Source organism: Marinovum sp. E3 (genome assembly GCF_055755275.1).
Genome location: NZ_CM146908.1, coordinates 1,595,875 through 1,621,638, shown reverse-complemented (window position 1 = coordinate 1,621,638; position 25,764 = coordinate 1,595,875). Strand labels below are relative to the sequence as shown.

Sequence of the window (25,764 nt, the reverse complement as noted above, 5' to 3'; positions counted from 1 at the left end):
CCCGCCGGCGGCACGCGCCGGCCTGTCAGCCGTCGCCCGTCGACCCGCCGCAGAGCTGTCGGTTCGATTGCAGGGCGAAGCGATCGGTCATGCCCGCGATGTAATCCGACACGCTGCGCGCGCGTCTGACCATGTCATCGGGCGCCTGCCGCAGCTCGGCGTGCCAGGCTTCGGGCAGCAAATCGGGGCTTTTCATGTAGATCGCAAAGAGGTTTTCCACCGCCTGCCCGACCTCGCGGCGCACCTCCATCACACCCGGCGCCCGGTACATGCGCTGAAACAAAAAGCTGCGGATCGCCTGAATGTCCTGCCAGAGCGGCGTCGAAAACCGGACCACTGGGCCGGAATGCTCGCGGATGTCCTGGGCCGAGGTGGCGCCGGTCCCCTGCAAAAGCGCCGCAGACGTGTCGATCACATCTGCAACCATCACACCAAAGACGCGCCGCAAACCTTCGTGGCGCCTGCGTTTTTCCTCCAATCCGGGATATCTCGCATCAACCTCGGCGAAACAGGCGCCGACAATCGGCAGATCGCAGATATCCGCCTCGGTAAAGAGCCCGGCGCGCAGCCCGTCGTGCAGATCGTGGTTGTTGTAAGCGACGTCATCGGCAATGGCCGCAACCTGTGCCTCGGCGCTGGCGTGGGTGTGCAGTTCAAGGTCGTGCCGGGCATCATATGCGGCTAGGGCCCAGGGCAGATCGCCCACCACGGGACCGTTATGTTTGGCAATGCCTTCAAGGGTTTCCCAAGTGAGGTTCAACCCGTCGAACTCGGCGTAATGCTGCTCGAGCCTGGTGACGATGCGCAACGCCTGGGCGTTGTGGTCAAAGCCGCCGTAGGGCGCCATCAAGGCGTCGAGCACATCCTCGCCGGTGTGACCGAACGGCGTATGCCCGAGGTCATGCGCCAGGGCCACCGCCTCGGTCAGTTCCTGGTTGAGCCCCAGCGCGCCCGAGATCGTCCGCGCCACCTGGGCCACCTCGATCGAATGGGTCAGCCGCGTACGGTAATAATCGCCTTCGTGCTCGACAAAAACCTGGGTCTTGTGTTTGAGCCTGCGAAAGGCGCTGGAATGGATGATCCGGTCGCGATCGCGTTGAAAACACGAGCGAAAATGGCTCTCTTCTTCCGGTTTGAGACGTCCGCGCGAAGTTTCGGGTCTGGACGCATAAGGCGCGATCATCGCAGCCTCCTTGTTGACGGCCTGCGCCGCTTCTATATTGCACCATGGAAGACGATAAAACCGCCCGGCAGGGCGTTTGTGCAGGAAAACCGGAGATTTGTCATGCAGTTGCCGCCGAAAGTGACCGAGCGCGCCTTTGAACGCCTGGCCGAGATCGGCGCCAGTGCCGAGGGCAAGGCCCTTCGCGTGGCCGTGGAGGGCGGCGGATGCTCGGGCTTTCAGTACGATATCCGGCTCGACAACCCGTCCGACGATGACCTCGTGCTTGAAAGCAAAGGCGAAAAGGTTGTGGTAGACGCCGTGTCGCTGCCGTTTCTGACCGAGGCGGTCATCGATTTCAGCGAAGAGCTGATCGGCGCGCGTTTCGTGATCGAGAACCCCAATGCCACAAGCGCCTGCGGCTGCGGCACGTCATTTTCGATCTGAGGTTGGATCAGCCCCGTGCCAGGACGGGCTTGCGAAAGCTGACCGGCATCGCATGGTCCGGCGCGGTTTCCGCCTGGGATTGATCGAACACCAGGTAAGCGCCTGAAACCATGACGATAATCGCGCCGATCAGCGTGCTGGCCTGGGGCACTTCGTTGAACACGACCAGCCCGATCAGCACCATCCAGACGAATTGCAGATTCATCAGCGGTGTCACCGCATAGGCGGTGAGATGGCGCAGCGCGATCACCAGAAGCAGCCGCGCCGAAAACAGCACCACCGCGCAGAGCACCGCCATCATCAGATCGAACAGCGGCATCGGCTGCCAGCCCAGAGGCGCCAGAAGCAGCATCGACAGGAAGACCGCGAGCTGCGGATAGAAGACCTGGGCCAGCGGCGTGTTCTCGCGCCGGCCGATGTAGCGTGACAGCACGATCGAACCGGTGCCCGAGACCGCGCCGACAAAGGCCGCGATGTGGCCTGTGGTAATCGTCGACAGGCGAATCTCGACCATGCACAGCACCCCGAGAAAGCCGCATCCCAGCGCGACCCAGGCAGCCGGGCGCACCCGTTCCCCAAGAATCGGCCCCGACATCAGCGCCGAAAGCAGCGGCACCAGCGCGACAAAGAGAAAGACCTGCGCCAGCGCCAAGGTTGCCAGCGCATAAAAGAACATCACCGTCGCCACCACCGTCAGCGCGGCGCGCATCGCCATCACACCGGGGAAATTGGTGCGCAGGGTCACCTTTTCGCCGCGTACCCGGCTGCTGCCGAGCGACATCAGCGCGATCAGCAGCGCAATGATGCTCAGAAGCTGCGGCGCGCCATAGGATTGCGCCAGGTATTTCGTGATCGCATCGGAAAAGGTGATCAGCAGCGTATAGATCAGCACCAGCCCGGTGCCGAAAGTCGTGATACTGATCCCTGCCGGCCCCACCCGCATCAGGCGCTAACCTTTTGTGCGCGGGCGAATTCTTCGAAAAACGCCTCGAAATGCCCGGTCGAGGCCTCGGCCTGCGCCAGTCGCGCGCGGGCGGTGTCGGTCAGGTTGGCGCCGATCTGGCTGCGCATCGCGGCCCAGGCGTCAGAGCGGTCGTCCATGCGGAACAGCTGAACCGAGATTTCGCGCAGCGCCGCCGATCCGGCGCGCGGCCGGTGAATGGCCAAGGCCCCCGACTGGCCCCTGCGGCGCAACGGCACTTCGCCAAAGGGCGTTTTTCCCTGAACGCCGGCAAGCCAGGACGAGGTCAGATATTCGTGATAGACATCGGCCACGGGCCGCTGCCCCGGCTGGCCTGCATCCAATTCTGAAATCTCAAATTCGCTCATCTTGCAATTGATCCACTCTTCCCAAATCCCCGAGGGGTTGAAACCTGCATAGCGCATTGCCACGCAAATCTCAGCAAGAAGATCCAGGTTTCCGTCAAGAAAAGCCAAAAGCCCTGCATTCTCCAGCGACCGCAACTCATTCGGCCCCAGATCCGGGTCTTTCCGCCCATACTCCGAGAGGTAGAATACGATGTGCGTCAGCTCGAAGGCAGCCTTTTTGTTGGGCAATGCAAAGCGTTCCGGACGCGCAATGAAGTCACGCAGACGCGCTTCAGCGGCACCCTGGTCGCCAAGTGGATCCATTCCGCGCCGTTGCATCAGCCGAAAAGCCTCGGCACGTTGGATGTCAGAGGTCTCTCCGCCGACCAGATCCTGCCGCAGCGCCCAGGCGCACATCGATTCGGCATGATCACCCGGCATCCCGAGCGCCTCGAGATCGAGGGTCAGCGAGAGGATGAAGCGATAATATTGGGGAAAGAACGCCAGCTTTTCGCGGGCGTTGTCATAGAAGGCGCCATAAGGCTCCAGCAGCGTCGCCGGAACCTCCTGGCCGGTGCATTCGAGGATGTTCAGCAGCTCGGCGTTTTCCTTGAGCCAGAACACATCCTCGGGGCCGCGCCGATGCGCGGCGAATGAGCGGATGAGCGCGCCGGAACGCGCCGCTCGCCGCTCCCTGGGGCCGGGCACATTCAAATAGACAACGTTCGACATGATTGGGTCCTCCGATGAATATCAAATGCGCCCGGTCCGAGCGTGTTCAGTCCTGCGCGCCGCTCAGGACACGCACATCATCGCCTGGACCTGGTCACCGTCGAACATGTCGGTGCCGGTTTCGATCGAGACGCACATCATCGTGTCGACGTGATCGCCGGCCGAGATCTCGGTGGTCTCGATGACCAGTTCTTCGGTTTTGGTTTCGTTAAGGGTTTCTTGAACAAGTGCGAGCATCGTGTGTCTCCGTGTTGAATGTTTTCGACACGGCCAGATTTCTCCACCCTTCCGAGCATTTCAAAACATTTTTCAACTATACCTTGTGGATAAGTCTTTTATCCACACAAGATATGGTATACAGGCATTTGCCAATATTACATAAAACCTAAATCGCACAAATTTATAGCACGGCCGGAAAATCCCAGAAAATCGCGGGTTGCGGCAGTAAATTCCATCGAATCAACTATAGCTTATGCGCATTTCGTCGCTGGACCCGGCGCAATTTTGCGCTTGTCCCCTGACCCTATCGAAAGGATATTGGCCTCCGATCAAGGAGGCCGCGATGAAGATTGCCACTTTCAACATTAATGGCATCAAGGCGCGAATCAATGCGCTGACCGATTGGCTTGGCGATGCCGCGCCGGATGTCGCCGTACTTCAGGAGATCAAGTCGGTCGACGAAGGCTTTCCCCGAGAACATTTCGAGGACATGGGGTACAATGTTGAAACCCATGGTCAAAAAGGCTTCAACGGGGTCGCCCTGCTTTCGCGCCTGCCGCTCGAGGATGTGACCCGTGGCCTGCCCGGCGATGACAGTGACGAACAGGCGCGCTGGATCGAAGCCACTGTAATGGGATCGCAGCACGCAATCCGGATCTGCGGGCTTTACTTACCTAACGGCAACCCGGTCCCCGGCCCCAAGTACGATTATAAACTTGCCTGGATGGAACGGCTGAAAATCCGCGCCGAAACCTTAATGGCAGAAGAGCTCCCCACACTTATAACGGGAGATTTTAATATAATTCCTCAATCAGAAGATGCAGAAACGCCCGCGCAATGGAAAGACGACGCGCTTTTCCTTCCGGCGAGCCGCGCCGCTTTCCGTCGGATCGAGAATCTGGGCTATACCGAGGCCTTTCGCGCGCGGGTTCAGGGGCCCGGGCATTACACCTTCTGGGATTACCAGGCCGGCGCCTGGCAGCGCAACAACGGCATCCGGATCGATCACTTCCTGCTGTCGCCGGAATGCGCGGATCTAATGCAGGATTGCCAGATCGACGCCGCCGTGCGCGGCGGCGAAAAGCCTTCGGATCACGTGCCGGTCTGGGTCGATCTCGCCGCTTGAGACCGGCGGATGCGCGGTGGGTTGAGAACCCACTCTATAAAGCCGCGCATCCCCTCATCGTGCCGTATCGTTCACCCGACAACGCCGCAGTTCAGATCACCCGTTCGACAAACCAATAGGCGCCGACCAGCGCGATCACCGCCGAGGCCGGCACCGCGATGGCGGGCCGATACCAGCTCTTGCGGCCAAACCAGAGCCCGACCGCAAGAAAGGCCATGGCAATCACGGTAAGCTGGCCCAGCTCGACCCCGACGTTGAACCCCAGAAGCGCCGGGATAAATTGCCCCTGCGGAAGACCGAATTCGCTCAGCACCGAGGCAAAACCCAGCCCGTGCAGCAGCCCGAAGCCAAAGACCACAAGCGGCCGCCATGCGTGCATCCGGGGCGAAAAGATGTTCTCGACCGCGACATAGACTATCGAGGCGGCAATGATCGGCTCGACGATACTGCCAGGAATGGTGACGATGCCAAGCGCGCCAAGCGCCAGCGTCACCGTATGGGCGGCGGTGAACGCGGTGACCTGCCACAACAGCGGGCCAAGCCGCGTGCTGAGAAAGAACAGCCCCAACACAAACAGGATGTGATCCAGCCCCTTGGGCAGGATATGGTCAAAGCCGACCGGGATATATTCGGCAAAGACCGCAAACCCGGATTTCGGCGTCTGCCCGGTCGGCAGGATGCTGTCGCTCATGTCGCCGCCCTCGATTATGCCGGTATAGCCCGTCTCGAGCCCCAACTGCCGCAGCACCAGGGTGCCGTAGCCGTCGGGCCAGTGCAGCACCAGCGGCGCGGTGCTGTTCGACAGATCCGCGCGCAGCGACAACATGCTTTCGCGCGCAAACGTCGGATTGCCGATTTCGCCCGGTGCAAAGCCGGTCACCGCCAGCGGCACCGTCGTCCCGCCGCTTTCCAGCCGGATCGCCTCGGCCATGGTGTCGGCCGTCGGTGCCATGCGCTCGGCCAGGTCTTCGGGCGGCAGCGCGCGCAGGGCGTCATAGACATCGGAGCGGGCGGTGGTGTTGGTGTCTTCGAGCCCGTCAAGATCGATCCCGGCGATGAACGCCTCGGCATTCAGCCGCAGCTCGATCTGCGCCGCACCCTCGGTCACCGTGAGATCGCCAATCGTCGGCATCACCTCGTGCGCCCCGGCCGCGCCCGCCCAAAGGCCCAATACACTCAACAAAATCCGCTTCATCACAATCTCACCCTGTTTGCCTGGCGGCAGAATGCCGCGATCCGTCCCAGCTGCAACCCCAAGCTACGGCTTGCGGCGAAAAAAGTTTCGCGCCATGAAGGGCTTCAATGGGGAATGTTCTTTGCATAGGGTCCGTGCTCTGGGACGTGATCGGCCGGTCGGCCTCGGTGATGCGCCAGGGCTCCGACGTGCCCGGCCGGATCACCCAGATCCCCGGCGGCGTGGCGCTCAATATCGCCATGACCCTGGTGCGTTTCGGCATGAAACCGGCGCTTCTGAGCGCGGTGGGCCGCGATGTGCTGGGCGATGTGCTGATCGCCGAATGCGAGGGCATGGGCCTGGATTGCACCTGGCTCTATCGCTCCGAGGATCTGCCGACCGATCGCTACATGGCAATCGAAGGCGCCAATGGTCTGATTGCCGCCATCGCCGATGCGCATTCGCTGGAAGCCGCCGATGACAAGATCCTGCGACCGCTGAAAGACGGCCGGCTGGGCAGCGCCGAGGCGCCCTATGCCGGACTGATCGCGCTTGACGGCAACCTGACCGAAACCCTGCTGTCGAAGATTTCCCGCGATCCGGCCTTTGCCGCCGCCGATCTGCGTGTCGCCCCCGCCTCGCCGGGCAAGGCCGAGCGGTTGCAGCCCTTTGTCACCCGCCCCGGCGCGGTGCTCTACGTGAACCGCGAAGAGGCCGGCATCCTGTGCCAGAGCGATTTTGCCGACGCCCCCGGCGCGGCCGCGGCGCTGGTTGCCCGGGGGGCGAAACGTGCGGTGGTGACCGATGGCGGCAACGCCTGTGCCGATGCCTCGGCCGAGGGGCTGGTGTCGGAACGCCCGCCCGAGGTGTTGGTGACACGGGTCACCGGCGCGGGCGATACCTTCATGGCGGCGCATATGGCCGCCGAAGCCGCCGGCCAGGACCGCGAGGCCGCACTCAGCCGCGCCCTGACCGCCGCCGCACGTTATGTCTCCGGAGAAACACCCCATGATTGAGATCCGCTATTCCGCCGAAGTGAACAAGGCCCGCGCCGAGAACATCCCGCTGGTCGCGCTGGAAAGCACGATCATCACCCATGGCATGCCCTGGCCCAAGAACCTCGAGATGGCGCGCGGGGTCGAACAGGTGATCCGCGACAATGGCGCCATCCCGGCGACGATCGCGGTGATCGAGGGTCAGCTCTGCATCGGGCTCGACGATGCCCAGCTCGAAGGGCTGGCGCAGACCAAGGGTGCGGCCAAGCTGTCGCGCGCCGACATGGCGGCCTGCATGGCCACCGGCGGCACCGGCGCCACCACCGTGGCGGCGACGATGATCGGCGCGGCGCAGGCCGGGATCGGCGTCTTTGCCACCGGTGGCATTGGCGGGGTGCATCGCGGCGCCGAACAGAGCTTTGACATCTCGGCCGACCTGCAAGAGCTGTCGCGCACCGCCGTCACCGTGGTGGCGGCCGGCGCCAAGGCGATCCTCGACCTGTCGAAGACGCTGGAGGTGCTGGAAACCCTGGGCGTGCCGGTGATCGCCTATGGCCAACAGGCCTTTCCAGCCTTCTGGTCGGCGACCTCGGCTTACCGTGCGCCGCTGAGAATGGACGATCCCGAAACCATCGCCCGCGCCCACCTGGCGCGCGGCGCGCTGGGCCTCTCGGGTGGCCAGTTGGTGGCCAATCCGATCCCGGCCGAGGCCGAAATCCCTCGCAGCGAGATCGACCCGGTGATCGCCCGCGCCCTGGCCGACGCCCAGACCCACAACATCGGCGGCAAGGATGTGACGCCCTATCTGCTGCAACGGATCTACGAGTTGACCGAAGGCCGTTCGCTCACCGCAAATATCGCGCTGGTCCGCAACAATGCCCGCCTCGGGGCCGAGATCGCCTGCGCTGTGGGCAAAATCGTTACCTGAACAGGTTATTCACGTCCCAAGCCATTGAGGTTGGCATGCAAAATGCATAGCTTGGCCGACGGGGATGACCACGGGATCACGGACCTGAATGACCACGCCATTTGATGAAGATCCACTGCCGCGGCCGCGGTCGGGGTGGATGGCAAGCCGGATGGCCAGTCTGCGCGCCTCTTTCCTGACCGGGATCGTGGTGATTGCGCCCGTCGGCCTGACGGTCTGGCTGATCTGGACGGTAATCGGCTGGGTCGATGGCTTTGTCTGGCCGTTCGTGCCGCAGGCCTATCAACCCGAAGCCCTGCTCAACCGCTTTCTCGGCATCCGCGATGCCTCTGATCCCGATTGGATCAGCGTCAACGTGCGCGGCGTCGGCGTCATCGTCTTTCTGCTCTTTACCCTGCTGGTCGGCTGGATCGCCAAGGGGCTGATCGGCCGCTCGCTGGTGCGCTATGCCGAGAGCCTGGTCGAGCGGGTGCCGGTGGTGCGTTCGATCTATTCCGGGGTCAAGCAGATCGCCGAGACGGTGTTCAACCAGGAGGACCGGTCGTTCGAGAAAGCCTGCCTGATCCAGTATCCGCGCAAGGGGATCTGGGCGATCGGCTTCATCTCGACCACCGCCAAGGGCGAGATTTCGCGCCGCGCCGAAACCGGCGGGCGGCTGATGTCGATCTTTGTGCCGACCACGCCGAACCCGACCTCGGGGTTTCTGCTGTTCTTTCCCGAGGAAGACGTGATCGAGCTCGACATGACCGTCGAACAGGCGGCCAAACTGGTGATCTCGGCCGGGCTGGTCTATCCCAACGGCGACGACCCGACCAAGCCGCCGCGAAAATGATCCGGCGCCGGGTCGGCGCAGCAAGTCCATACAGAAGAAACACGTCCCGGACACGATCCGGGACCCAGGGCTGCACCCCATAACCCCAGCGCAGCTCCGGGGCGGTGGACATTGCGCCGCAGATGCGCGGTGATCTCCGGCGGGATATTGGCGATATGGTTGACCGCGGCGGCGGGTTCGAAAAACGCGAGCTCCGGCTTGGCGACGTCGCATCCCATCTTGGCATGAGGTCGGGTCATGGGGCCTGATCCTGTGATGCAAAGTACGCGTGAACAGCCTCGCGCAACGGAGCAGCTTGCGGGCGTCGGGACGGGATCACGGATAGCGTCCGTATGTGCCGGGCAATTGTCGCGCTCTCGACAGTGGTATCCCGGGTGGGCGTCGCGGTTGGGGCCGAGCCGGAGACGCCAGCCGGAAAAGCCGGCGCGTACCTGGAACTTTGTCACGCAGGTTTTGCAATGATCCGGCACAGTTGCCGACAGGTCTTTCGCCACATGATGCCCTGTACCGCCCGGCGCGGGAGGGCTATGACGAAGACCGTGATTGGCCCGGTTCCGGGCGGCAAAGACAGGCAAGGCATGACCCCGACACCTTCCGAGATGCTCAGCGCCTTCGGGCGGATCGGGCTTTTGTCTTTTGGCGGCCCGGCGGCGCAGATCGCGGTGATGCACCGCGAGCTGGTCGACGACCGCAAGTGGATGACCGAGGCCCAGTTCCTGCGCGCGCTCAGTTTCTGCATGATGTTGCCCGGCCCCGAGGCGATGCAGCTTGCCACCTATGCCGGTTGGCGGTTGCGCGGCACCTTCGGCGGCGTGCTGGCCGGGCTGCTCTTTGTCCTGCCGGGGGCCGTGGTCATCACCGCGCTGGCCGCGATCTACATCAGCTATGGCGAAGTGCCGCTGGTGCAGACGCTGTTTCTGGGCGTCAAGGCAACGGTGATCGTCATCGTCGCCCAGGCGCTGGCGCGGCTATCGGGCAAGGCGCTGAAAGGCGCGGGCGACGTGGCGCTGGCGGTGGCGGCATTCGTGGCGCTCTTTGCCCTGCACCTGCCGTTTCCGCTGATCATCGCGCTGGTGGCGCTGATCGGCGCGCTGCGCGCGCCTGTGGTGCCGGACGAGGCCCTGCCGCCGCGCCGGGGCCGCGCACCCTGGCTGGCGGTTCCGGTCTGGGGCGGGCTCTGGCTGCTGCCGCTGGTGGTCCTCTGGACGCTCAACATGCCCTTCCTGCTCGATCTGGCGCTGTTCTTCGGCAAGCTGGCGCTGGTCACCTTCGGTGGCGCCTATGCGGTGCTGGCTTATATGACCCAGGAGGTGGTGCAGGCCCAGGGCTGGATCACCACCGCCGAGATGATCGACGCGCTGGGCCTGGCCGAGACCACCCCCGGCCCGCTGATCCTGGTGACACAATTCGTCGGCCACCTGGCCGGCTTCAACGAGACCGGCTGGGCCGGGTTTGCCCTGGCCGGGGCGCTGACCCTCTGGATGACCTTCACCCCCTGTTTCCTGTGGATCTTCGCCGGCGCGCCCTATCTCGAACAGATCACCGCCCGGCCGCGGATCGGCGCCGCGCTCTCGGCGGTGACGGCGGCGGTGGTCGGTGTGATCGCCAATCTCTCGGTCTGGTTCGCCATCGGCGTGCTGTTTGCCCAGAGCGTCACATGGGCGGTCGGGCCGGTCCGCCTCACCCTGCCCGCCCCGGCCAGCCTCGATCCGACGGCGCTGCTGCTCACCGCATTTGCCGGCGGTCTGATCTTTGTTCTGCGCCTCGCGGTGCCGCTGACGCTGCTCTGCACGGCCCTGGCGGCGGTGGTGCTGATGTGGATCACCGGAATGTGACAAACGGCGGCCTGAGCCCCTTTTGTTTCGGCTCGAATCCCGTATGATCCAAGGACGAATTCCGGGGACCCTCAATGAAGACCAGTATCGACTACGGCAATCTCATGCACCGCGCCATGCGCGGGCTCATCCGCGAAGTGCTTGAGGATGTGGCAGAACACGGGTTGCCCGGCGATCACCACTTCTTCATCACCTTCGACACCACCCACCCGGATGTCGAGCTCGCGCAGTGGCTGACCGACCGCTACCCCACCGACATGACAGTGGTGATGCAGCATTGGTATGAAAACCTCGATGTCGGCGAAGACGGCTTCTCGGTGACGCTGAATTTCGGCGATGCGCCGGAGCCGCTCTACATCCCCTACGATGCGATCAAGACCTTCGTCGATCCCTCGGTGGAATTCGGCCTGCGGTTCGAGACCCAGGAAGAGGACGAGCAATCTCTCGCCGCGCTGCCGGACGAGGATGACACCCCCGACACCGAAGCCGACGGCGCCGAGGACAAGCACGACGCCGAGGTGGTGAGCCTCGACAGCTTCCGCAAGTGATCCCGCCCCGGACCTGATCCGGGGTCTCCCCCACAGCTGGCCAAGAGGTCCCGGATCAGGTCCGGGGCGCGGCGCTCCCATCGCGGGGTCCGGCCCGCATGTTAACGCCGAAGGTCGCGGTATTCCGTCGTATACATCATTGATCTTGGCCGCGGTTCTTGTATTGAAGGGGCAAACCGTCAAGGAGTGTCCCGATGACCGAAACCCGCACTGAAACCGACAGCTTCGGCCCGCTGGAAGTCCCTTCGGACAAGTATTGGGGCGCCCAGACCCAGCGTTCGATCCAGAACTTCCCGATCGGCTGGGAAAAGCAGCCGGTGGCCATCGTTCGCGCGCTCGGCGTGATCAAGAAGGCCTGTGCCATGGCCAACAAGGATCTGGGCAAGCTCGACGCGCCGATCGCCGATGCGATCATCCAGGCCGCCGGCGAGGTCTATGAGGGCAAGTTCGACGACAATTTCCCGCTGGTGGTCTGGCAGACCGGTTCGGGCACCCAGTCAAACATGAATTCCAACGAGGTGATCGGCAACCGCGCCATCGAGATCCTCGGCGGCCAGCTCGGTTCCAAGGATCCGGTTCACCCCAACGATCACTGCAACATGGGGCAAAGCTCCAACGACACCTTCCCCACCGCCATGCATATCGCCACCGCGATGACCGCGCATGACGTGCTGCTGCCCGGACTGGAGAAGCTCCATGCCGCGATGCAGAAGAAAGTCGAGGAATTCGACGGCATCATCAAGATCGGCCGCACCCACACCCAGGATGCGACACCGCTGACGCTCTCCCAGGAATTCGGCGGCTATACCCATCAGATCGCCATGGGCATCCAGCGGGTCAAGGATGGCCTCGGCCGGATCTACGAGCTGGCGCAGGGCGGCACCGCCGTCGGCACTGGCCTCAACACGCCGGAAGGCTGGGGCGAGAAGGTCGCCGCCAACATGGCCGAGATCACCGGCCTGCCCTTTGTCACCGCGCCCAACAAGTTCGAAGCGCTGGCCGCGCATGACGCCATGGTCGAGATCTCCGGCCAGCTCAAGGTGGTTGCCGCCTCGCTGTTCAAGATCGCCAATGACATCCGCCTGCTGGGCTCCGGCCCGCGCTGCGGTTTGGGCGAGCTGATCCTGCCGGAAAACGAGCCCGGCTCCTCGATCATGCCGGGCAAGGTCAATCCGACGCAATGCGAGGCGCTGACCCAGGTCTGCGCCCATGTCATGGGCAATGACGCGGCCGTCGGGTTTGCCGGTTCGCAGGGGCATTTCGAGCTCAATGTCTACAAGCCGATGATGGCCTATAACGTGCTTCAATCGATGCAACTTCTGGGCGACGCCGCCTCGGCCTTCACCGACAATCTTGTGGTCGGCCTCCAGGCCGATCGCGACCGGATCGAAAAGCTGATGCGCGAGAGCCTGATGCTGGTGACCGCGCTGGCGCCGGAAATCGGCTATGACAATGCCACCACCGTCGCCAAGACCGCGCACAAGAACAAGACCACGTTGAAGGAAGAGGCCATAAAACTGGGCTTCGTCGACGAAGAGACCTTTGAACGGGTGGTCCGCCCGGAAGACATGGTCGGCCCCAGGTAAGCCGGCCCTTCGAGCCCAGGAAACGCCCGGCACGCGCTTGCCGGGCGTTTTTCTTGACCTATGTCCATGCCTAGTTAAGGTTGTTTCGGCAGAACAGGCGAAGAATGGCCAAGATCATCAATCTCAAGACCGCGCGCAAGCAGATAGCGCGCAAGAAAAAAGCCGCACAAGCTTCTGAAAACGCCGCGAAGTTTGGCCGGACATCCGGGCAGAAAGAGGCCGAGGCCGCGGCTGCGGAGCGCCAGCGCCGCAGGTTGGATCAGGCCGAGATTGAATCGCCCCCTTCCGGTGCCAATGATGACACGAATTCGCCTTAAAGTTTTGTAGAACTCGAAAAAATTGCGTAGTCTGCGGGCCGCACCAGGTAAGGTTTCTGCCAGAACCTTCTGATAAGCCATGTTTTACAATCTCTGCCTGTACCGGTGGCGAAGCGTTCTGGCCAAAAGAGTCCGGTCCTGGGTGTGGCTTGCTGTTGTGGGGAAGCTTGTCATGAACGGACGGCCCAAAAAACGATCACTGACGCTGCGGGGCCACCGCACGTCGGTCTCGCTCGAAGATGACTTCTGGCGCGCCTTTCGCGATATCGCCGATGAAAAAGGCCGGGCGATCAACGCCCTGGCCGCCGAGATCGACGAAGAGCGCGGCACCGATTGCGGGCTGGCCTCGGCCATCCGCCTGTTTGTGCTGCGCCACTATCGCAACGCCGCCTAAAAGCCCTCTTTCTGCGCCAGCGCCCAGGCGCAGATCGGAAAGTGCTCGTCATTGCTCAGGTCGTCATGGTCACGGTCCAGGACCGGCGGCCATCTGCCCACCAGGTTGCGCAGCCCCGCCGCCCGGTTGCCCCATTGGTCTGCAACCACGTTGTCCTCGGAAAACCCGGCCTCGATCAACAGGTTGGCCAGGCCCCGCGCCGACCAGCGCGAGCAATCCACCGGCGCCGCGTGATACGGCACGAAAAACGGCACGGCGAGCCAGAAATAGCCGCCCGGTCGCAGCATTTCGCGTACATGGCGAATGGCGGCATATGGCCGGTCGAGATGTTCCCAGACCTGATTGGCCAGCACGATATCGCAGGTGATCGCCGCCCCGTCCTCCTGCAACGGCCCCTGACAGATGTCATGCGCGGGATAAAAAAGCGACCGGTAAGTCCTGAAGCCCAGCGGCTTGCCCCAGGTGCCCGAAATCTCGACCGCATCGAGCCCCGCCGGCTCGAGCGTGCGGATCAGAATCCGGCTCTTCTTCTGCATGTAGACGCGGTTCAAGCTCGCCACGAATGTCCCTCTGCTCCTGTCGTCCCGGCCCGGCCTGGCGGGCCTCGGGCGCCTCTCCGCCCGCCACTCCGGGCCGGATCAGGGCAGGGAAATACGGCATTTCTGTGGCGTCCCGGCCCTCCGCCCGGGGTCAGGCTGGCCAGCGGTGCTCAGGCAAACATCTGGCGCAGCGCCAAGGTCTGTCTTTGCCCCAGATCCGTGCCATGGGCGTCCAGGAATCCTTCGGCCGCCGCGGCCCCGGCGTCATGCAGCTGGCCGATCACCGTCGCGAGCGGCACCAGCTTGGTGGCAACGCTGAGATCGTTCATCAGCGCGTCATCGGCGATCATGTGAATGCGGGCGTTTTTCATGCTGCCGTCTTCGATCTTGCCCTGGCCGATCAGCCGCTGGACAAAATCGATGGCGCGCAGCTCGCGCAGAAGCGAGGAATTGAAGCTGATCTCGTTGATCCGGTTCTGGATATCCTGGGCGCTGCGCGGCACTGCGCGGCGTTCGATCGGATTGATGTTGATGATCACGATGTCATCGGGCAACGCGGGGTCGAACAGCGGAAACAGCGCCGGGTTGCCGGTATAGCCGCCGTCCCAATAGGCCTCGGTGGTGCCGTCGGGCTGGGCGATCTCGACCGCCTGAAACAGCGTCGGCAGGCAGGCCGAGGCCAGGATCACGTCGGTGTTGATCTCGTCACCGGTAAAGACCTGCACCTTTCCGTCGCGCACCCGGGTGGCGCAGATGTGAAGATCCGGGCCCTGCCCCTCGTCACAGACCCGGCCATAGTCGAAATGACCGACCACCTTGGCCAGCGGATTCTGGTAGAACGGCCCATAGGCATAAGGCGAGACCACCCGGCTCAGGGTGTCGACAAAGGCAAAGGCGGGCGAGGCCTCGATCGCACGCGCGACAAAATAGGGATCGGGAACAAAGTTCTCCATCCAGGCCGGGATGCGCATGTCGCCCAGCCCGCTGACCTCGTTCCAGAGCGCGCGCAGGCTCTCGCGGGCGCCCGCGCGGCCATTGGCAACCCAGCCGGATTTCAGCGCGGCGCCATTGAGCGCCCCCGCCGAGGTGCCCGAGATGCCGGCAATCTCGATCCACTCCTCTTCGAGCAGCCGGTCGAGCACCCCCCAGGTAAAGGCGCCATGCGCGCCGCCGCCCTGCAAGGCCAGATTGATCCGCACGGTCTCGGGCAATCACCTATCCACTTCTTCTGTTTGGAAACCCCCTTGGGGGGCAGGCCGGAGGGCCCGGCAGGCCCGCCTTTCTGAACCTACGGGCAAGGCCCGCAGCCGCGCCCTCAGAGCGCGGTCCAGCCGCCGTCGACGCTGATCGTGGTGCCGGTGATCTGTGCCGCCGCGTCGGAACAAAGGAACACCGCGGTGCCGCCGATCTGTTCGGTGGTGGCAAATTCCTTCGAAGGCTGGCGCTCGAGGATGACCTTCTGCTTGGCCTCTTCCTCGGTCATGTCGTATTTCTTCGCGGTGTCGGGGATCTGGCTTTCGACCAGCGGCGTCAGCACATAGCCTGGGCAGATCGCATTGGCGGTGATCTCCTCGCGTGCGCATTCCAGCGCCACGGTCTTGGTCATGCCGACAACGCCGTGCTTGGCCGTCACATAGGCCGATTTGTACGGCGAGGCGGTCAGCCCATGGGCGCTGGCGATATTGATCACCCGGCCCCAGCCCGCCTTGCGCATCAACGGCAGCGCCACGGCGGTGGTGTGAAAGGCCGAGGACATGTTGATCGCGATGATCGCGTCCCATTTGTCCTGGGGGAATTCATCGATCGGTGCCACATGCTGGATGCCGGCGTTGTTCACCAGGATGTCGCAGACCCCGGCCTGCTCGATCAGCGCGCGGCACTCCGCGCCCTTGGACATGTCAGCTTTGATATACCTCGCGGTCACGCCGAACTCTTCGCCAAGCGCGCGCGCCAGGGCGTGATCTTCGTCGCGGTCGGTAAAGGAGTTGAGCACCACATCGGCGCCGGCCCTGGCCAACTCGCGCGCCACGCCAAGCCCGATGCCAGAATTCGATCCCGTGATAACAGCCGTCTTGCCCTTGAGCGTCATGATCCGCGTTCCCTTGATGCCGTGATTCTGCACCGCAGCCTAGTCGCTGCATTTGCAAAAGGCCAAGGGGTTGCGCCGGGCGCGGACATCGCTAAGAGGCAGATCTGCTTGGGTTTTGGGCAGAAAAAAACCCCGGCACGAAGCCGGGGTTAAGTTATTGAGGCAGGTTTCATACAGGCAAGAAACCTATCGAGCAGTGCCCCCTTTATAAGCAATCTCGCGCCGGTATCCAAGCTAAAAGTTTGAAAAGGCATAAATCCCCCGTTACGGTCCGAGGCCAATAATATAAGGCATGCGGGAGATTGTTGCCAAAATGCGTCCAGTTTTTTTCCGTCACCTCGCCGCCGCGGGTGCCGCAGCGGCACTGATGTCCGTCGCCGGATTCGCCTGGGCCGCGCCTCAGCATGGCATAGCTATGTACGGAGACCCGGCCCTTCCCCCAGATTTTGAGCATCTGCCCTATGCCAATCCCGATGCGCCCACCGGCGGGCGTATCGTCACCGGCGAGACCGGCGGCTTCGACAGCCTCAATCCGCATATCGCCAAGGGCTCGGTTCCCTGGCAGTTGCGGTTTCTGGCCTACGAGAGCCTGTTGGGCCGGAGCTGGGATGAACCCTTCTCGCTCTACGGGCTTTTGGCCGAATCGATAGAGGTCGGGCCGAATCGAGGCTGGGCGGAATTCACCCTGCGCGAAGAGGCGCGGTTCTCGGATGGCAGCCCGGTCACTGTCGAAGACGTGATGTGGTCTTACGAGACGCTCGGCACCGAGGGCCACCCGCGCTACCACGGGCTGTGGAACAAGATCGAGACCATGGAGCAGACCGGTCCGCGCAAGATCCGCTTTACCTTCGCTGAAGAGGACCGGGAACTGGCGCTGCTGGTCGGCATGCGGCCGATCCTGAAAAAGGCGCAGTGGCAGGACAAGGATTTCACCCGCTCCGGGCTCGACAATATCCCGGTCTCGACCGCGCCTTACGTGATCGAGGATTTCGAGGCTGGCCGCTTCGTCTCGCTCAAGCGCAACCCCGAGTATTGGGGCAAGGATCTGCCCTTCCGCCGCGGCACCAACGTGATCGACGAGATCCGCATGGAGTTCTACGGCGACGGCTCGGTCGCCTTCGAGGCCTTCAAGGCCGGCGAGGTCACCACCAACCGCGAATTCAACGGCGGCAAATGGGAGACGCAGTATGATTTCCCGGCCTTCGAACGCGGCGATGTGATCAAATCGGTGATCCCGCATCAGCGGCCCTCGGGCATCACCGGTTTCGTGATGAACACCCGCCGCGAGATCTTTCAGGACTGGCGGGTCCGCGACGCGCTGATCCATGCCTTCAACTTCGAATACATCAACGAGACGCTCACCGGCGGCGAACAGCCGCGCATCACCTCGTATTACTCGAATTCGGTGCTGGCGATGCGGGACGGCCCGGCCGAGGGGCTGGTGGCCGAGTTTCTCGAGCCTTTCGAGGACGAGCTGCTGCCCGGCGCGCTCGAGGGATACGCCCTGCCCCAGGCCGATGGCTCGGCCCGCAACCGCAAGAACATCGCCAAGGCGATGGACTTGCTGGAACAGGCTGGCTGGACGGTGCAGGACGGCGTGATGAAGAACGCCGAAGGCCAGCCCTTCCGCTTCGAAATCCTGCTCAGCCAGGGCGCGACCGAAGAGCAATCGATGATCGACCTCTATACCCAGGCGCTCGAACGGCTGGGCATCAGCCCGACGGTCACGGTGGTCGACAGCGCGCAGTTCAAGGACCGCACCAACGACTACGACTTCGACATGACCTATTACCGGGTCGGCGTTTCGCTCAGCCCGGGCAACGAGCAGCGCCTCTACTGGGGCAGCGAGGGCGTCGAGGCGCCGGGCACCAAGAACTGGATGGGGATGAATTCGCCGGCGGCCGAGGCGATGATCGACAAGCTGGTCAATTCCGAAAGCCGCGAGCAATTCCTCGCCTCGGTGCGGGCGCTTGACCGGGTGCTGACCACCGGGCGCTATGTGATCCCGATCTATCAGTTCAACATCAGCCGGATTGCACATGTAAAGGAACTCAAGTACCCCGCGCACATCCCGATGTACGGCGACTGGATCGGCTGGCAGCCTGACGTCTGGTGGTATGAAGAGGACTGATCATTGCGTTGCATTCTCCTGATTGTCGCATGCGGCACGCTTGTCGCCTGCGGCCCGGTCAAGGCGGTCATCAAGGCGCCGGTCAACGCCGCCGACGCGGTGGTCGATACCCTGCTCTGACCAACGGAACCATGGCGGTGGCGCCACGCGCCGCCGCCCTTGCCGGTTTATATTCGAATTTTCCGATAATGACGCTTGAGGCGTTGCCGCGACATGCTAAGGTCCGTTCAGCGAGGGGCGATCTTGACATAGGGCGCCATTATGGACTGGAACGATATAAGCACGAACTGGACCGACAGCTTCAAACGGCTGAAGTCCCGCTTTCCGCGCATCGACGAACAGAAGTTCGGCGACGAGCCGGTGCGTCGTGACGTGCTTGCCGCGCATCTGGCGCATCAGCACGACCTGACCGAGCTTGAGGCCGAAGAGGAACTGCGCGACTGGGCCTATGTTCAAAGCCTCGCCCGCCAGGCCAGCGAACTCGAGGCCGGCTGAGCCCGCGCTCTGACGGCCCGCTCCGGTCTCTGACCTTCCGCTCCGGCCAACCTGTCACGCCAGCGATGTCATCCAGAGGATGGTGGCGTCATCCTGGCTGACGGAGATGACGTTGTGGCCCATGGTGGCATCGTAATAGGCGCTGTCGCCGCGGCGCATCTCGATCGGCTCGTAGAATTCGGTGTACAGCTTGATCGCCCCGGTCAGCACATACAGAAACTCTTCCCCGTCATGGCGCACCCAGCCGTCGAATTCCGCCAGGTCGCGGGCCCGGATGCGGGCGCGATACGGTAGCATCTGTTTCTTGGTCAGCCCTTCGGCCAGCAGCGCATGCTCATAGGTGGTCGTGGCATGTGCCGCGCCCTCGCCCGAACGGGTGACCGACATCCGGCCGTTGACCTTTTCGTTCTGCGGCTGGGTAAAGAGCTGCGGCACCGTGATGCCCAGCCCCTGCGCCAGCTTCTTGAGCGCGTCATAGGTGGGCGACATCTGGCCGTTTTCGATCTTGGACAGCGTCGACCGCGCCAGGCCCGCCTTCTTGGCGGCCTGTTCCAGCGTCCAGCCGTGGCCCTTGCGCAGCTCGCGCACACGCTCGCCCAGATCGAGCGGCTCGGTATGGATCGGCTCGCCGGTCTTGTCGCGGGCGACGCGGATCAACTGCGCATTGTCTTCTTTCGTCATGCAAATGCTATAGGCAGGCTTGGCCGCGCTTGCAACTCTGCCTGCGCTTACCTAGGCCTTGCGCCATGATGACGCCCGATGCATCCAGCCTGTTCGATCAGGGCCCGCCGCCGCCCTGCCCCGCGCCCTTCAACCTGGCCGGTTTCGTGCTGCGCCATGCCAGCGCCCAGCCCGACAAGATCGCGCTTGCCCTGCTCGGTCCGTCACGGGCCGAACGCTGGAGCTATGCCCGGCTCGAGGGTGCGGTGCGCGGCATCGCCACCGGGCTCTTGCAGCGCGGGCTGACCCCGGGCGACCGGGTGCTGATGCGGCTGGGCAATACCCCGGATTTCCCGCTGGCCTTCCTCGGCTGCATTGCCGCCGGGCTGATCCCGGTGCCGACCTCGGCCCAGCTCTCCGAACCCGAAACCGCGCGAATCATCGACATCCTTTCTCCGGCGCTCATCCTGCGTGACCCGGCAGTGGCCTGCGCCGAGACCGACGTGCCGCTGCTGCCCGCCGCCGCGCTGCACGAAATGGCCGCCCTGCCGCCGGCGGAATTCGCCCTGGGGGCCCCCGACCGCCCGGCCTATGTCGTCTTTTCCTCCGGCACCTCCGGCGTGCCGCGCGCGGTGGTGCACGCGCATCGCGCGGTCTGGGCGCGGCAGATGATGGTGGCGGGCTGGTACGATCTGCGCGCCAGCGACCGGCTCTGCCACGCCGGTGCCTTCAACTGGACCTTCACCCTCGGCACCGGCCTGCTCGACCCCTGGGCCGCCGGGGCGACCGCGCTGATCCCGGCGCCCGGCACCGATCCGGCGATGCTGCCGCTCCTGCTGAAACGCCACGACGCCACGCTCTTTGCCGCGGCCCCCGGCATCTTCCGCAAGCTGCTTTCGCGCCCGCTGCCGCCGCTGCCCAGGCTGCGGCATGCGCTCTCGGCCGGTGAAAAGCTGCCCGAGACCCTGCGCGGCGCCTGGCGGGCCGAGACCGGGACCGAGATCTACGAGGCCTACGGCATGTCGGAATGTTCGACCTTCATATCCTCCAGCCCGGCCACGCCCGCGCGCCGCGGGCTGCTGGGCAGGCCCCAGCCCGGCCGCCGCATCGCGCTTTGCGACGGGGACGGCCCGGTGCCGCTGGGAGAACCGGGCGAGATCTGCATTGCCGACAGCGATCCCGGGCTGATGCTGGAATACCTCGGCGCCCCCGAGGCCACCGCCGCCCGGCGTCATGGCGGCTGGTTCCATACCGGCGACCTCGGGCGGATGGAGACCGACGGCCAGATCGCCTATCTCGGCCGCGCCGACGACATGATGAACGCCGGCGGTTTCCGCGTCTCGCCGCAGGAGGTGGAACAGGCGCTGCACGATGTGCCCGGCCTCACCGGCCTCGCCGTCACCGATGTCGAGATCAAGGCCGACACCCGCGTCATCGCCGCCTTCTACACCGCCGAAACCGATCTGACCGAAGCGCTGACCCGCCGCGCCGAGGCGCAGCTTGCCCGCTACAAACAGCCCCGGCTGTTCCGCCGGCTGGACCGCCTGCCCACCGGCCCCAACGGCAAGCTGTCGCGCCGCGCCCTGCGCCGGGGGTTCACCACCTGACGGGGCCCCGGAGCGGCCCGCGTCCCGGCCCCCGCCGGGACCTCCCCCCTCGCCATTCCGGCAACATCCTGTTACATGCCCGGGAATTCCGCAACAAAGGTGCCTGTTCCATGGTCAAGCTCGATATCCTCTCAGACCCGATCTGTCCGTGGTGCTACATCGGCAAATCCTACCTCGATCGCGCCCTGGCGGCGGCACCCGATCACCCCTTTACCATCGAATGGCACCCCTTCCAGCTCAACCCCGAGATGCCCGCCGACGGCATGGACCGCCGCGCCTATCTCGAAGGCAAGTTCGGCGGCAAGGAGGCCGCGATCCAGGCCTATCTGCCGGTGCATGAACATGCCGAGACCGCCGGGCTGGAACTCCATCTCGACAAGATCACCCGCACGCCCAATACGCTCGACGCACATCGGCTGATCCACTGGGCCGGCATCGAGGGCAAGCAGACCGCCGCGGTCTCGGCCCTGTTCAAGGCCTATTTCGTCGAGGGCCGCGACATCGGCGATCATGACACTCTGGCCGATATCGCCGACGGGCTCGAGATCGACGCCTCGGTGATCCTGCGCCTGCTGCAAAGCGACAGCGACGCCCAAGACATCCGCGACCGCGACGCCGCCGCCCGCGACATGGGCGTGACCAGCGTGCCGACCTTCATCGTCGATGGCAAACATGCGGTGCCCGGCGCGCAACCGCCCGAACTTTGGGCAAAGGTGATCGCGGAAATTCGCGAAAAGTCCGCCTGAGCGCCACAGTCGGTATACATTTGCATACAGGGCTTCTTTTGAGACGCGGTTTGCTCTAGCACTATATCCAGTGTTCGAACCGACCTATCAAAAGAGGCCCCGATGACCCGGATCAAGGTAGACACCCCCATCGTCGAGCTCGATGGCGACGAGATGACCCGCATCATGTGGGATTTCATCAAGAAGAAGCTGATCGAGCCCTATCTCGATATCGACCTGCTGTATTACGATCTCGGTATCGAGGAGCGCGACCGCACCGACGACAAGGTGACCTTCGACGCCGCCGAAAAGATCAAGGAGATCGGCGTCGGCGTCAAATGCGCCACCATCACGCCGGATGAAGCGCGGGTCGAGGAATTCGGCCTGAAACGCATGTACCCCTCGCCCAATGGCACCATCCGCAACATTCTGGGCGGCGTGGTGTTCCGGGCGCCGATCATCTGCCGCAACGTGCCGCGCCTGGTACCGGGCTGGACCCAGCCGATCGTCGTCGGCCGCCACGCCTTCGGCGATCAGTACAAGGCCACCGATTTCCACTATCCCGGCCCCGGCAGGATCACCCTGAAATACGAAGGCGCCGATGGCACGGTGATCGAGAAAGAGGTATTTGACGCCCCCGCCGCCGGCGTCGCCATGGGCATGTACAACCTCGACGCGTCGATCCGCGATTTCGCCCGCGCGTCATTGAATTACGGGCTCAACCTCGGCTGGCCGGTCTATCTCTCGACCAAGAACACCATCCTCAAGGTCTATGACGGCCGCTTCAAGGACATCTTCGAAGAGGTCTACGAGGATGAATTCGCCGCCAGGTTCAAGGCCGCCGGCATCTGGTACGAACACCGGCTGATCGACGACATGGTGGCCAGCGCGCTGAAATGGTCGGGCGGCTTCGTCTGGGCCTGCAAGAATTACGACGGCGACGTGCAATCCGACACCGTGGCCCAGGGCTTCGGCTCGCTGGGGCTGATGACCTCGATCCTGATGACGCCCGATGGCAGGACGGTCGAGGCCGAGGCGGCCCATGGCACCGTCACCCGCCACTACCGCCAGCACCAGAAGGGCGAGGCCACCTCGACCAATTCCATCGCCTCGATCTACGCCTGGACCGGCGCGCTGAAACACCGCGCCAAGCTGGATGAAAACGTGGCCCTCCGGGCCTTTGCCGAAACGCTCGAGCGGGTGATCGTCGAAACCGTGGAATCCGGCCATATGACCAAGGATCTGGCACTGCTGGTCGGCCCCGATCAGAAGTGGCTCACCACCATGGGCTTCCTCGAAAAGATCGATCAGAACCTCGACCGCGCGCTCAAGGGGTAGGCTCGGCGAATCGCCGCGCCCGATTTCCGCCGCAATCGGGCGCGGCATTGTTTCGCCGGAGCGCGCAATCCCCCAAGGCCGCGCAGAATGGTTCCGACCAGGCAAAAGAGCCGCTGCAATTTGCTGAAAATGCGTCGTTTTTCGAGATGGAAGTTGTCAAAACAGCGGCTTGGGCTTACTCATGTCCCCATCGAATGAAAGTGGAAGACGCCCCCGGCGCAGGCCCCCACCCGCGGCCGCCCAGAGCTGGAGACGGCGGCCTCTTCCCCCCGGATCACAATTCCGCTGGACGGCTGAGGCCCTCTCAAGCGTTTCGCCCAAAGGCCGGCCCCGCTCTCACATCCGGGCCGGCCTTTCTCGTTCCCGTCTCGGTCCCGCACCACACGGGCGTCGGCCCTCACGCCTCCGGCGCGGCCCTGCCCCCCCGATAGCCCATCGCCACCACGAATTTCTCCGAGGAATCCGATCGCGAGCTCGGCGGTTTGACATGCGCCACCTTGGTGAAATTCTGCTTCAACAGCTTCTGAAGATCGCCCTCGGCCCCGCCGGCCAGCACCTTGGCGACAAAGGTTCCGCCGTCTTCCAGCACGTCAAAGGCAAAATGCGCCGCCGTCTCGCAGAGCATCATGATCCGCAAGTGGTCGGTCTGCTTGTGCCCCGAGGAGGCCGCCGCCATGTCCGACATCACCACATCCGCCGCGCCGCCCAGCCAGGTCTTCACCTTCTCGTCAGCGTCATCCTCGAGGAAATCGAGCTGATGGATCTCGGCCCCGGCAATCGGCTCGACCTCCTGGAGATCGATCCCCAGCACCGACCCCACCGCTTTGCCGCTTTTCTCGCCAAGCGCATTGACCCGTTTTACCGCCACCTGGCACCAGCCGCCCGGTGCACAGCCCAGGTCCACCACCCGCGCCCCCGGCACCAGAAAGCGGAACTTCTCGTCCAGCTCGAGGATCTTGAAGGCCGCGCGGCCGCGATAGCCCTCGGCCTGGGCCCGTTTGACATAGGGATCGTTCAACTGCCGCTGCAACCACCGCGTCGAGGACAGCTTGCGCCCCCGCGCGGTCTTGACCTTGACCTTGAGGTCGCGCTGCCCGCGCCCGGAGGTGTTCTTGCCGCTCGGTGTCTTCGCCATGGTCCAGCACTTCTTTTCTTCACAAATACCGCCGGGGGTTTGGGGGCAGAGCCCCCATTCCGGCCCGAAGGGCTCATTAAGCCTGCGCAGCAGCCATTGTCAAAGCGCCGGCCTCAGAACGGCCCGTCCTCGAGCACCCCGTCGGCCGACATCTGCGCATAAAGCAGTCCCTCGCGCAGCCCCCGGTCCGCCACCGAGAGCCGGTCGGTCGGCCAGCTCCGCAGCAGCGCCTGAAGGATCGCCGCGCCCGACATGATCAGCGCCTGCCGGTCCTGGCCGATCCGCGGATCGCGCCGCCGGCCCTCGGGGCCAAGCTCGAGATAGCGGTTGATCACCTTGTCGATCTGGTCGGAGGTCATCCGCAGCCCGTCCACCTTGGTCCGGTCATAGCGCTTCAGCCCGAGATGCGAGGCCGCCACCGTGGTCACGGTGCCGCTGGTGCCGACGATCTGGAACCCCTCGCGCGCCTGTTCGTCCTTGTAAGGCGCGAAATCGGCCAGGTTCTCCTCGAAGAACCACGACATCAGCGCATACCGCGCGGCATCGTCCTGCACGTCGTTGAACTGGTCGCGCAGCGTCGCCACGCCGAGCGGCACCGAGATCCAGTCCACCACCCGGGCCACCGGAAACGGGCTGTCGGCATTGTGAAAGCCGGCGTGCAGCCGCATGATCGCCCGCGGCCGGTCATGGTTGGGCACGGTCGAGAGATCGATCCAGACCAGCTCGGTCGAGCCGCCGCCGATATCCACCACGAGCAATTGCTCGGTTTTGGTCGAGACCAGGGGCGCGCAGGAGATCACCGCCAGCCGCGCCTCTTCCTCCGGCTCGATGATGTCGAGTTGCAGCCCGGTCTCGCGGCGGACGAATTTCACCAGGTCGCGGGCGTTCTTGGCCCGCCGACAGGCCTCCGTCGCCACCAGCCGCATGCGCGTCACCTTGTGGCGGCGCAGCTTCTGGCCGCAGATTCGCATCGCCTGAACCGTGCGCCCCATCGAGGCGCGGCTCAGCCGCCCGGAGCGTTCCAGCCCCGATCCCAGCTGCACCGACTTGGAGAAGCTGTCCACCACATGAAACTGACTGCCCTTGGGTTGGGCAATCAGCATGCGGCAGCTATTCGTGCCCAGATCCAGGGCGGCATAAAGCTCGTCCGGATTGGGCGGTTTCGGCGCGGGGCTCTCGACCGGTTTCGGGAATGCGCCCGCACCCTTGGGACGCCTGGGCGCCATCTTAACGCCCTCCGAGTATCGTGTTGCTTCCGAGGATAGGCGCGCGCCCGGCTTCGCGCAAGCCACCCTGTCATGCGATCGTCAACAAGGCGGCCTCTCGCCCGGGAAATCGGCATTGAGCCCGGCTCATCATCTGCATGAGTATTATGAGCGGGCTTCAGGGTTTCCCTTGGCGCCTCCTGCCTTTATCCAGAGTTCGGGCGCATCCGGCGTCGC

Annotated in this window: 26 protein-coding genes; 15 read left to right on the top strand and 11 right to left on the bottom strand. The window is 64.0% G+C overall.

All coding sequences use genetic code 11. The features are described 5' to 3' along the window. Positions 1–25: 25 nt before the first annotated feature. Positions 26–1,183: a deoxyguanosinetriphosphate triphosphohydrolase gene (locus AC0J5K_RS07915; protein WP_420398635.1), complete on the bottom strand. Its 1,158-nt coding sequence runs from the start codon at positions 1,181–1,183 to the stop codon at positions 26–28. Between the two features lie 102 nt (positions 1,184–1,285). On the opposite strand from AC0J5K_RS07915, the gene AC0J5K_RS07910 reads away from it, so the two are divergent. After that, complete coding sequence (locus AC0J5K_RS07910) at positions 1,286–1,609, top strand: HesB/IscA family protein (protein WP_048531902.1); 324 nt, start codon at positions 1,286–1,288, stop codon at positions 1,607–1,609. 7 nt (positions 1,610–1,616) lie between these two features. On the opposite strand, the gene AC0J5K_RS07905 is transcribed toward AC0J5K_RS07910, so the two are convergent. The 3 genes from AC0J5K_RS07905 to AC0J5K_RS07895 all read right to left on the bottom strand — a co-directional run bounded on the left by AC0J5K_RS07905 (position 1,617) and on the right by AC0J5K_RS07895 (position 3,886). Beyond that, positions 1,617–2,552, bottom strand: a complete 936-nt coding sequence (locus tag AC0J5K_RS07905) for a DMT family transporter (RefSeq protein ID WP_048531903.1) — start codon at positions 2,550–2,552, stop codon at positions 1,617–1,619. Then, positions 2,552–3,649 carry a DUF6902 family protein gene (locus tag AC0J5K_RS07900; RefSeq protein ID WP_074835735.1) on the bottom strand — a complete coding sequence of 366 codons (1,098 nt, stop codon included), beginning with the start codon at positions 3,647–3,649 and terminating at the stop codon, positions 2,552–2,554. Before AC0J5K_RS07900 ends, AC0J5K_RS07905 begins: the two co-directional genes overlap by 1 nt. A gap of 63 nt (positions 3,650–3,712) precedes the next feature. Then, complete coding sequence (locus AC0J5K_RS07895; RefSeq protein WP_158499031.1) at positions 3,713–3,886, bottom strand: hypothetical protein; 174 nt, start codon at positions 3,884–3,886, stop codon at positions 3,713–3,715. A 325-nt stretch (positions 3,887–4,211) separates the two neighbouring features. On the opposite strand from AC0J5K_RS07895, the gene xth reads away from it, so the two are divergent. Beyond that, positions 4,212–4,994 carry an exodeoxyribonuclease III gene (gene xth / locus AC0J5K_RS07890; RefSeq protein WP_170850517.1) on the top strand — a complete coding sequence of 261 codons (783 nt, stop codon included), beginning with the start codon at positions 4,212–4,214 and terminating at the stop codon, positions 4,992–4,994. A 91-nt stretch (positions 4,995–5,085) separates the two neighbouring features. On the opposite strand, the gene AC0J5K_RS07885 is transcribed toward xth, so the two are convergent. Then, the gene (locus tag AC0J5K_RS07885; protein WP_274562322.1) at positions 5,086–6,189 is read right to left on the bottom strand and encodes a HupE/UreJ family protein; all 1,104 of its coding nucleotides are present in this window, start codon (positions 6,187–6,189) and stop codon (positions 5,086–5,088) included. 107 nt (positions 6,190–6,296) lie between these two features. Between AC0J5K_RS07885 and AC0J5K_RS07880 the strand changes: the two genes are divergently transcribed. The 8 genes from AC0J5K_RS07880 to AC0J5K_RS07845 all read left to right on the top strand — a co-directional run bounded on the left by AC0J5K_RS07880 (position 6,297) and on the right by AC0J5K_RS07845 (position 13,603). Then, positions 6,297–7,184 (top strand): PfkB family carbohydrate kinase, encoded by an 888-nt coding sequence (locus AC0J5K_RS07880; RefSeq protein WP_048531906.1) that lies wholly within the window; start codon positions 6,297–6,299, stop codon positions 7,182–7,184. Beyond that, complete coding sequence (locus tag AC0J5K_RS07875) at positions 7,177–8,091, top strand: pseudouridine-5'-phosphate glycosidase (protein ID WP_274562325.1); 915 nt, start codon at positions 7,177–7,179, stop codon at positions 8,089–8,091. Before AC0J5K_RS07880 ends, AC0J5K_RS07875 begins: the two co-directional genes overlap by 8 nt. An 88-nt stretch (positions 8,092–8,179) precedes the next feature. After that, entirely contained in the window at positions 8,180–8,923 is a 744-nt protein-coding gene (locus AC0J5K_RS07870) for a DUF502 domain-containing protein (RefSeq protein ID WP_048531908.1), read from the top strand. 578 nt (positions 8,924–9,501) lie between these two features. Further along, positions 9,502–10,758, top strand: a complete 1,257-nt coding sequence (gene chrA / locus AC0J5K_RS07865; protein ID WP_274562328.1) for a chromate efflux transporter — start codon at positions 9,502–9,504, stop codon at positions 10,756–10,758. Between the two features lie 74 nt (positions 10,759–10,832). Next, complete coding sequence (locus tag AC0J5K_RS07860) at positions 10,833–11,306, top strand: SspB family protein (protein ID WP_074835739.1); 474 nt, start codon at positions 10,833–10,835, stop codon at positions 11,304–11,306. A gap of 194 nt (positions 11,307–11,500) precedes the next feature. Beyond that, on the top strand, positions 11,501–12,892 hold the full coding sequence (gene fumC / locus AC0J5K_RS07855) for a class II fumarate hydratase (protein ID WP_048531910.1): 1,392 nt from the start codon (positions 11,501–11,503) through the stop codon (positions 12,890–12,892). Between the two features lie 104 nt (positions 12,893–12,996). Further along, on the top strand, positions 12,997–13,209 hold the full coding sequence (locus tag AC0J5K_RS07850) for a DUF4169 family protein (protein WP_274562332.1): 213 nt from the start codon (positions 12,997–12,999) through the stop codon (positions 13,207–13,209). 172 nt (positions 13,210–13,381) lie between these two features. After that, positions 13,382–13,603 carry a ribbon-helix-helix domain-containing protein gene (locus tag AC0J5K_RS07845; RefSeq protein WP_048531912.1) on the top strand — a complete coding sequence of 74 codons (222 nt, stop codon included), beginning with the start codon at positions 13,382–13,384 and terminating at the stop codon, positions 13,601–13,603. On the opposite strand, the gene AC0J5K_RS07840 is transcribed toward AC0J5K_RS07845, so the two are convergent. The 3 genes from AC0J5K_RS07840 to AC0J5K_RS07830 all read right to left on the bottom strand — a co-directional run bounded on the left by AC0J5K_RS07840 (position 13,600) and on the right by AC0J5K_RS07830 (position 16,231). Continuing rightward, positions 13,600–14,163: a methyltransferase domain-containing protein gene (locus AC0J5K_RS07840; protein ID WP_074835742.1), complete on the bottom strand. Its 564-nt coding sequence runs from the start codon at positions 14,161–14,163 to the stop codon at positions 13,600–13,602. The genes AC0J5K_RS07845 and AC0J5K_RS07840 overlap by 4 nt on opposite strands. 149 nt (positions 14,164–14,312) lie before the next feature. Continuing rightward, the gene (locus AC0J5K_RS07835) at positions 14,313–15,353 is read right to left on the bottom strand and encodes a patatin-like phospholipase family protein (protein WP_074835743.1); all 1,041 of its coding nucleotides are present in this window, start codon (positions 15,351–15,353) and stop codon (positions 14,313–14,315) included. A gap of 104 nt (positions 15,354–15,457) precedes the next feature. Next, positions 15,458–16,231 carry a 3-hydroxybutyrate dehydrogenase gene (locus AC0J5K_RS07830; RefSeq protein WP_048533784.1) on the bottom strand — a complete coding sequence of 258 codons (774 nt, stop codon included), beginning with the start codon at positions 16,229–16,231 and terminating at the stop codon, positions 15,458–15,460. A 367-nt stretch (positions 16,232–16,598) separates the two neighbouring features. Here AC0J5K_RS07830 and AC0J5K_RS07825 point away from each other — a divergent pair, with 367 nt between their 5' ends. Together AC0J5K_RS07825 and AC0J5K_RS07820 are read left to right on the top strand one after the other, a co-directional pair. Continuing rightward, positions 16,599–18,362 carry an extracellular solute-binding protein gene (locus tag AC0J5K_RS07825; protein ID WP_283643585.1) on the top strand — a complete coding sequence of 588 codons (1,764 nt, stop codon included), beginning with the start codon at positions 16,599–16,601 and terminating at the stop codon, positions 18,360–18,362. Between the two features lie 261 nt (positions 18,363–18,623). Continuing rightward, entirely contained in the window at positions 18,624–18,857 is a 234-nt protein-coding gene (locus AC0J5K_RS07820) for a hypothetical protein (protein ID WP_048531915.1), read from the top strand. Positions 18,858–18,911: 54 nt separating this feature from the next. Here AC0J5K_RS07820 and AC0J5K_RS07815 read toward each other — a convergent pair whose 3' ends face one another. After that, positions 18,912–19,538: a helix-turn-helix domain-containing protein gene (locus AC0J5K_RS07815; RefSeq protein WP_274562344.1), complete on the bottom strand. Its 627-nt coding sequence runs from the start codon at positions 19,536–19,538 to the stop codon at positions 18,912–18,914. A 65-nt stretch (positions 19,539–19,603) separates the two neighbouring features. On the opposite strand from AC0J5K_RS07815, the gene AC0J5K_RS07810 reads away from it, so the two are divergent. From AC0J5K_RS07810 to AC0J5K_RS07800, 3 genes are all read left to right on the top strand, one after another. After that, complete coding sequence (locus tag AC0J5K_RS07810) at positions 19,604–21,124, top strand: class I adenylate-forming enzyme family protein (protein WP_274564551.1); 1,521 nt, start codon at positions 19,604–19,606, stop codon at positions 21,122–21,124. A gap of 110 nt (positions 21,125–21,234) precedes the next feature. Next, positions 21,235–21,870 carry a DsbA family oxidoreductase gene (locus AC0J5K_RS07805; protein WP_048531917.1) on the top strand — a complete coding sequence of 212 codons (636 nt, stop codon included), beginning with the start codon at positions 21,235–21,237 and terminating at the stop codon, positions 21,868–21,870. A 102-nt stretch (positions 21,871–21,972) separates the two neighbouring features. Continuing rightward, positions 21,973–23,187: an NADP-dependent isocitrate dehydrogenase gene (locus tag AC0J5K_RS07800; RefSeq protein ID WP_074835748.1), complete on the top strand. Its 1,215-nt coding sequence runs from the start codon at positions 21,973–21,975 to the stop codon at positions 23,185–23,187. 397 nt (positions 23,188–23,584) lie between these two features. On the opposite strand, the gene AC0J5K_RS07795 is transcribed toward AC0J5K_RS07800, so the two are convergent. After that, positions 23,585–24,322, bottom strand: a complete 738-nt coding sequence (locus tag AC0J5K_RS07795) for an RlmE family RNA methyltransferase (protein WP_048531919.1) — start codon at positions 24,320–24,322, stop codon at positions 23,585–23,587. A gap of 113 nt (positions 24,323–24,435) precedes the next feature. Beyond that, positions 24,436–25,548 carry a Ppx/GppA phosphatase family protein gene (locus AC0J5K_RS07790; protein ID WP_048531920.1) on the bottom strand — a complete coding sequence of 371 codons (1,113 nt, stop codon included), beginning with the start codon at positions 25,546–25,548 and terminating at the stop codon, positions 24,436–24,438. Positions 25,549–25,764 lie beyond the last annotated feature (216 nt).

Excerpts from the sequence above, each read along its gene's own strand:
- AC0J5K_RS07915 (WP_420398635.1), bottom strand. The coding sequence starts at position 1,183 with ATGATCGCGCCTTATGCGTCCAGACCCGAAACTTCGCGCGGACGTCTC.
- AC0J5K_RS07910 (WP_048531902.1), top strand. The coding sequence starts at position 1,286 with ATGCAGTTGCCGCCGAAAGTGACCGAGCGCGCCTTTGAACGCCTGGCC.
- AC0J5K_RS07905 (WP_048531903.1), bottom strand. The coding sequence starts at position 2,552 with ATGCGGGTGGGGCCGGCAGGGATCAGTATCACGACTTTCGGCACCGGG.
- AC0J5K_RS07900 (WP_074835735.1), bottom strand. The coding sequence starts at position 3,649 with ATGTCGAACGTTGTCTATTTGAATGTGCCCGGCCCCAGGGAGCGGCGA.
- AC0J5K_RS07895 (WP_158499031.1), bottom strand. The coding sequence starts at position 3,886 with ATGCTCGCACTTGTTCAAGAAACCCTTAACGAAACCAAAACCGAAGAA.
- xth (WP_170850517.1), top strand. The coding sequence starts at position 4,212 with ATGAAGATTGCCACTTTCAACATTAATGGCATCAAGGCGCGAATCAAT.
- AC0J5K_RS07885 (WP_274562322.1), bottom strand. The coding sequence starts at position 6,189 with ATGAAGCGGATTTTGTTGAGTGTATTGGGCCTTTGGGCGGGCGCGGCC.
- AC0J5K_RS07880 (WP_048531906.1), top strand. The coding sequence starts at position 6,297 with ATGGGGAATGTTCTTTGCATAGGGTCCGTGCTCTGGGACGTGATCGGC.
- AC0J5K_RS07875 (WP_274562325.1), top strand. The coding sequence starts at position 7,177 with ATGATTGAGATCCGCTATTCCGCCGAAGTGAACAAGGCCCGCGCCGAG.
- AC0J5K_RS07870 (WP_048531908.1), top strand. The coding sequence starts at position 8,180 with ATGACCACGCCATTTGATGAAGATCCACTGCCGCGGCCGCGGTCGGGG.
- chrA (WP_274562328.1), top strand. The coding sequence starts at position 9,502 with ATGACCCCGACACCTTCCGAGATGCTCAGCGCCTTCGGGCGGATCGGG.
- AC0J5K_RS07860 (WP_074835739.1), top strand. The coding sequence starts at position 10,833 with ATGAAGACCAGTATCGACTACGGCAATCTCATGCACCGCGCCATGCGC.
- fumC (WP_048531910.1), top strand. The coding sequence starts at position 11,501 with ATGACCGAAACCCGCACTGAAACCGACAGCTTCGGCCCGCTGGAAGTC.
- AC0J5K_RS07850 (WP_274562332.1), top strand. The coding sequence starts at position 12,997 with ATGGCCAAGATCATCAATCTCAAGACCGCGCGCAAGCAGATAGCGCGC.
- AC0J5K_RS07845 (WP_048531912.1), top strand. The coding sequence starts at position 13,382 with ATGAACGGACGGCCCAAAAAACGATCACTGACGCTGCGGGGCCACCGC.
- AC0J5K_RS07830 (WP_048533784.1), bottom strand. The coding sequence starts at position 16,231 with ATGACGCTCAAGGGCAAGACGGCTGTTATCACGGGATCGAATTCTGGC.
- AC0J5K_RS07825 (WP_283643585.1), top strand. The coding sequence starts at position 16,599 with ATGTCCGTCGCCGGATTCGCCTGGGCCGCGCCTCAGCATGGCATAGCT.
- AC0J5K_RS07820 (WP_048531915.1), top strand. The coding sequence starts at position 18,624 with ATGGACTGGAACGATATAAGCACGAACTGGACCGACAGCTTCAAACGG.
- AC0J5K_RS07815 (WP_274562344.1), bottom strand. The coding sequence starts at position 19,538 with ATGACGAAAGAAGACAATGCGCAGTTGATCCGCGTCGCCCGCGACAAG.
- AC0J5K_RS07810 (WP_274564551.1), top strand. The coding sequence starts at position 19,604 with ATGATGACGCCCGATGCATCCAGCCTGTTCGATCAGGGCCCGCCGCCG.
- AC0J5K_RS07805 (WP_048531917.1), top strand. The coding sequence starts at position 21,235 with ATGGTCAAGCTCGATATCCTCTCAGACCCGATCTGTCCGTGGTGCTAC.
- AC0J5K_RS07800 (WP_074835748.1), top strand. The coding sequence starts at position 21,973 with ATGACCCGGATCAAGGTAGACACCCCCATCGTCGAGCTCGATGGCGAC.
- AC0J5K_RS07795 (WP_048531919.1), bottom strand. The coding sequence starts at position 24,322 with ATGGCGAAGACACCGAGCGGCAAGAACACCTCCGGGCGCGGGCAGCGC.
- AC0J5K_RS07790 (WP_048531920.1), bottom strand. The coding sequence starts at position 25,548 with ATGGCGCCCAGGCGTCCCAAGGGTGCGGGCGCATTCCCGAAACCGGTC.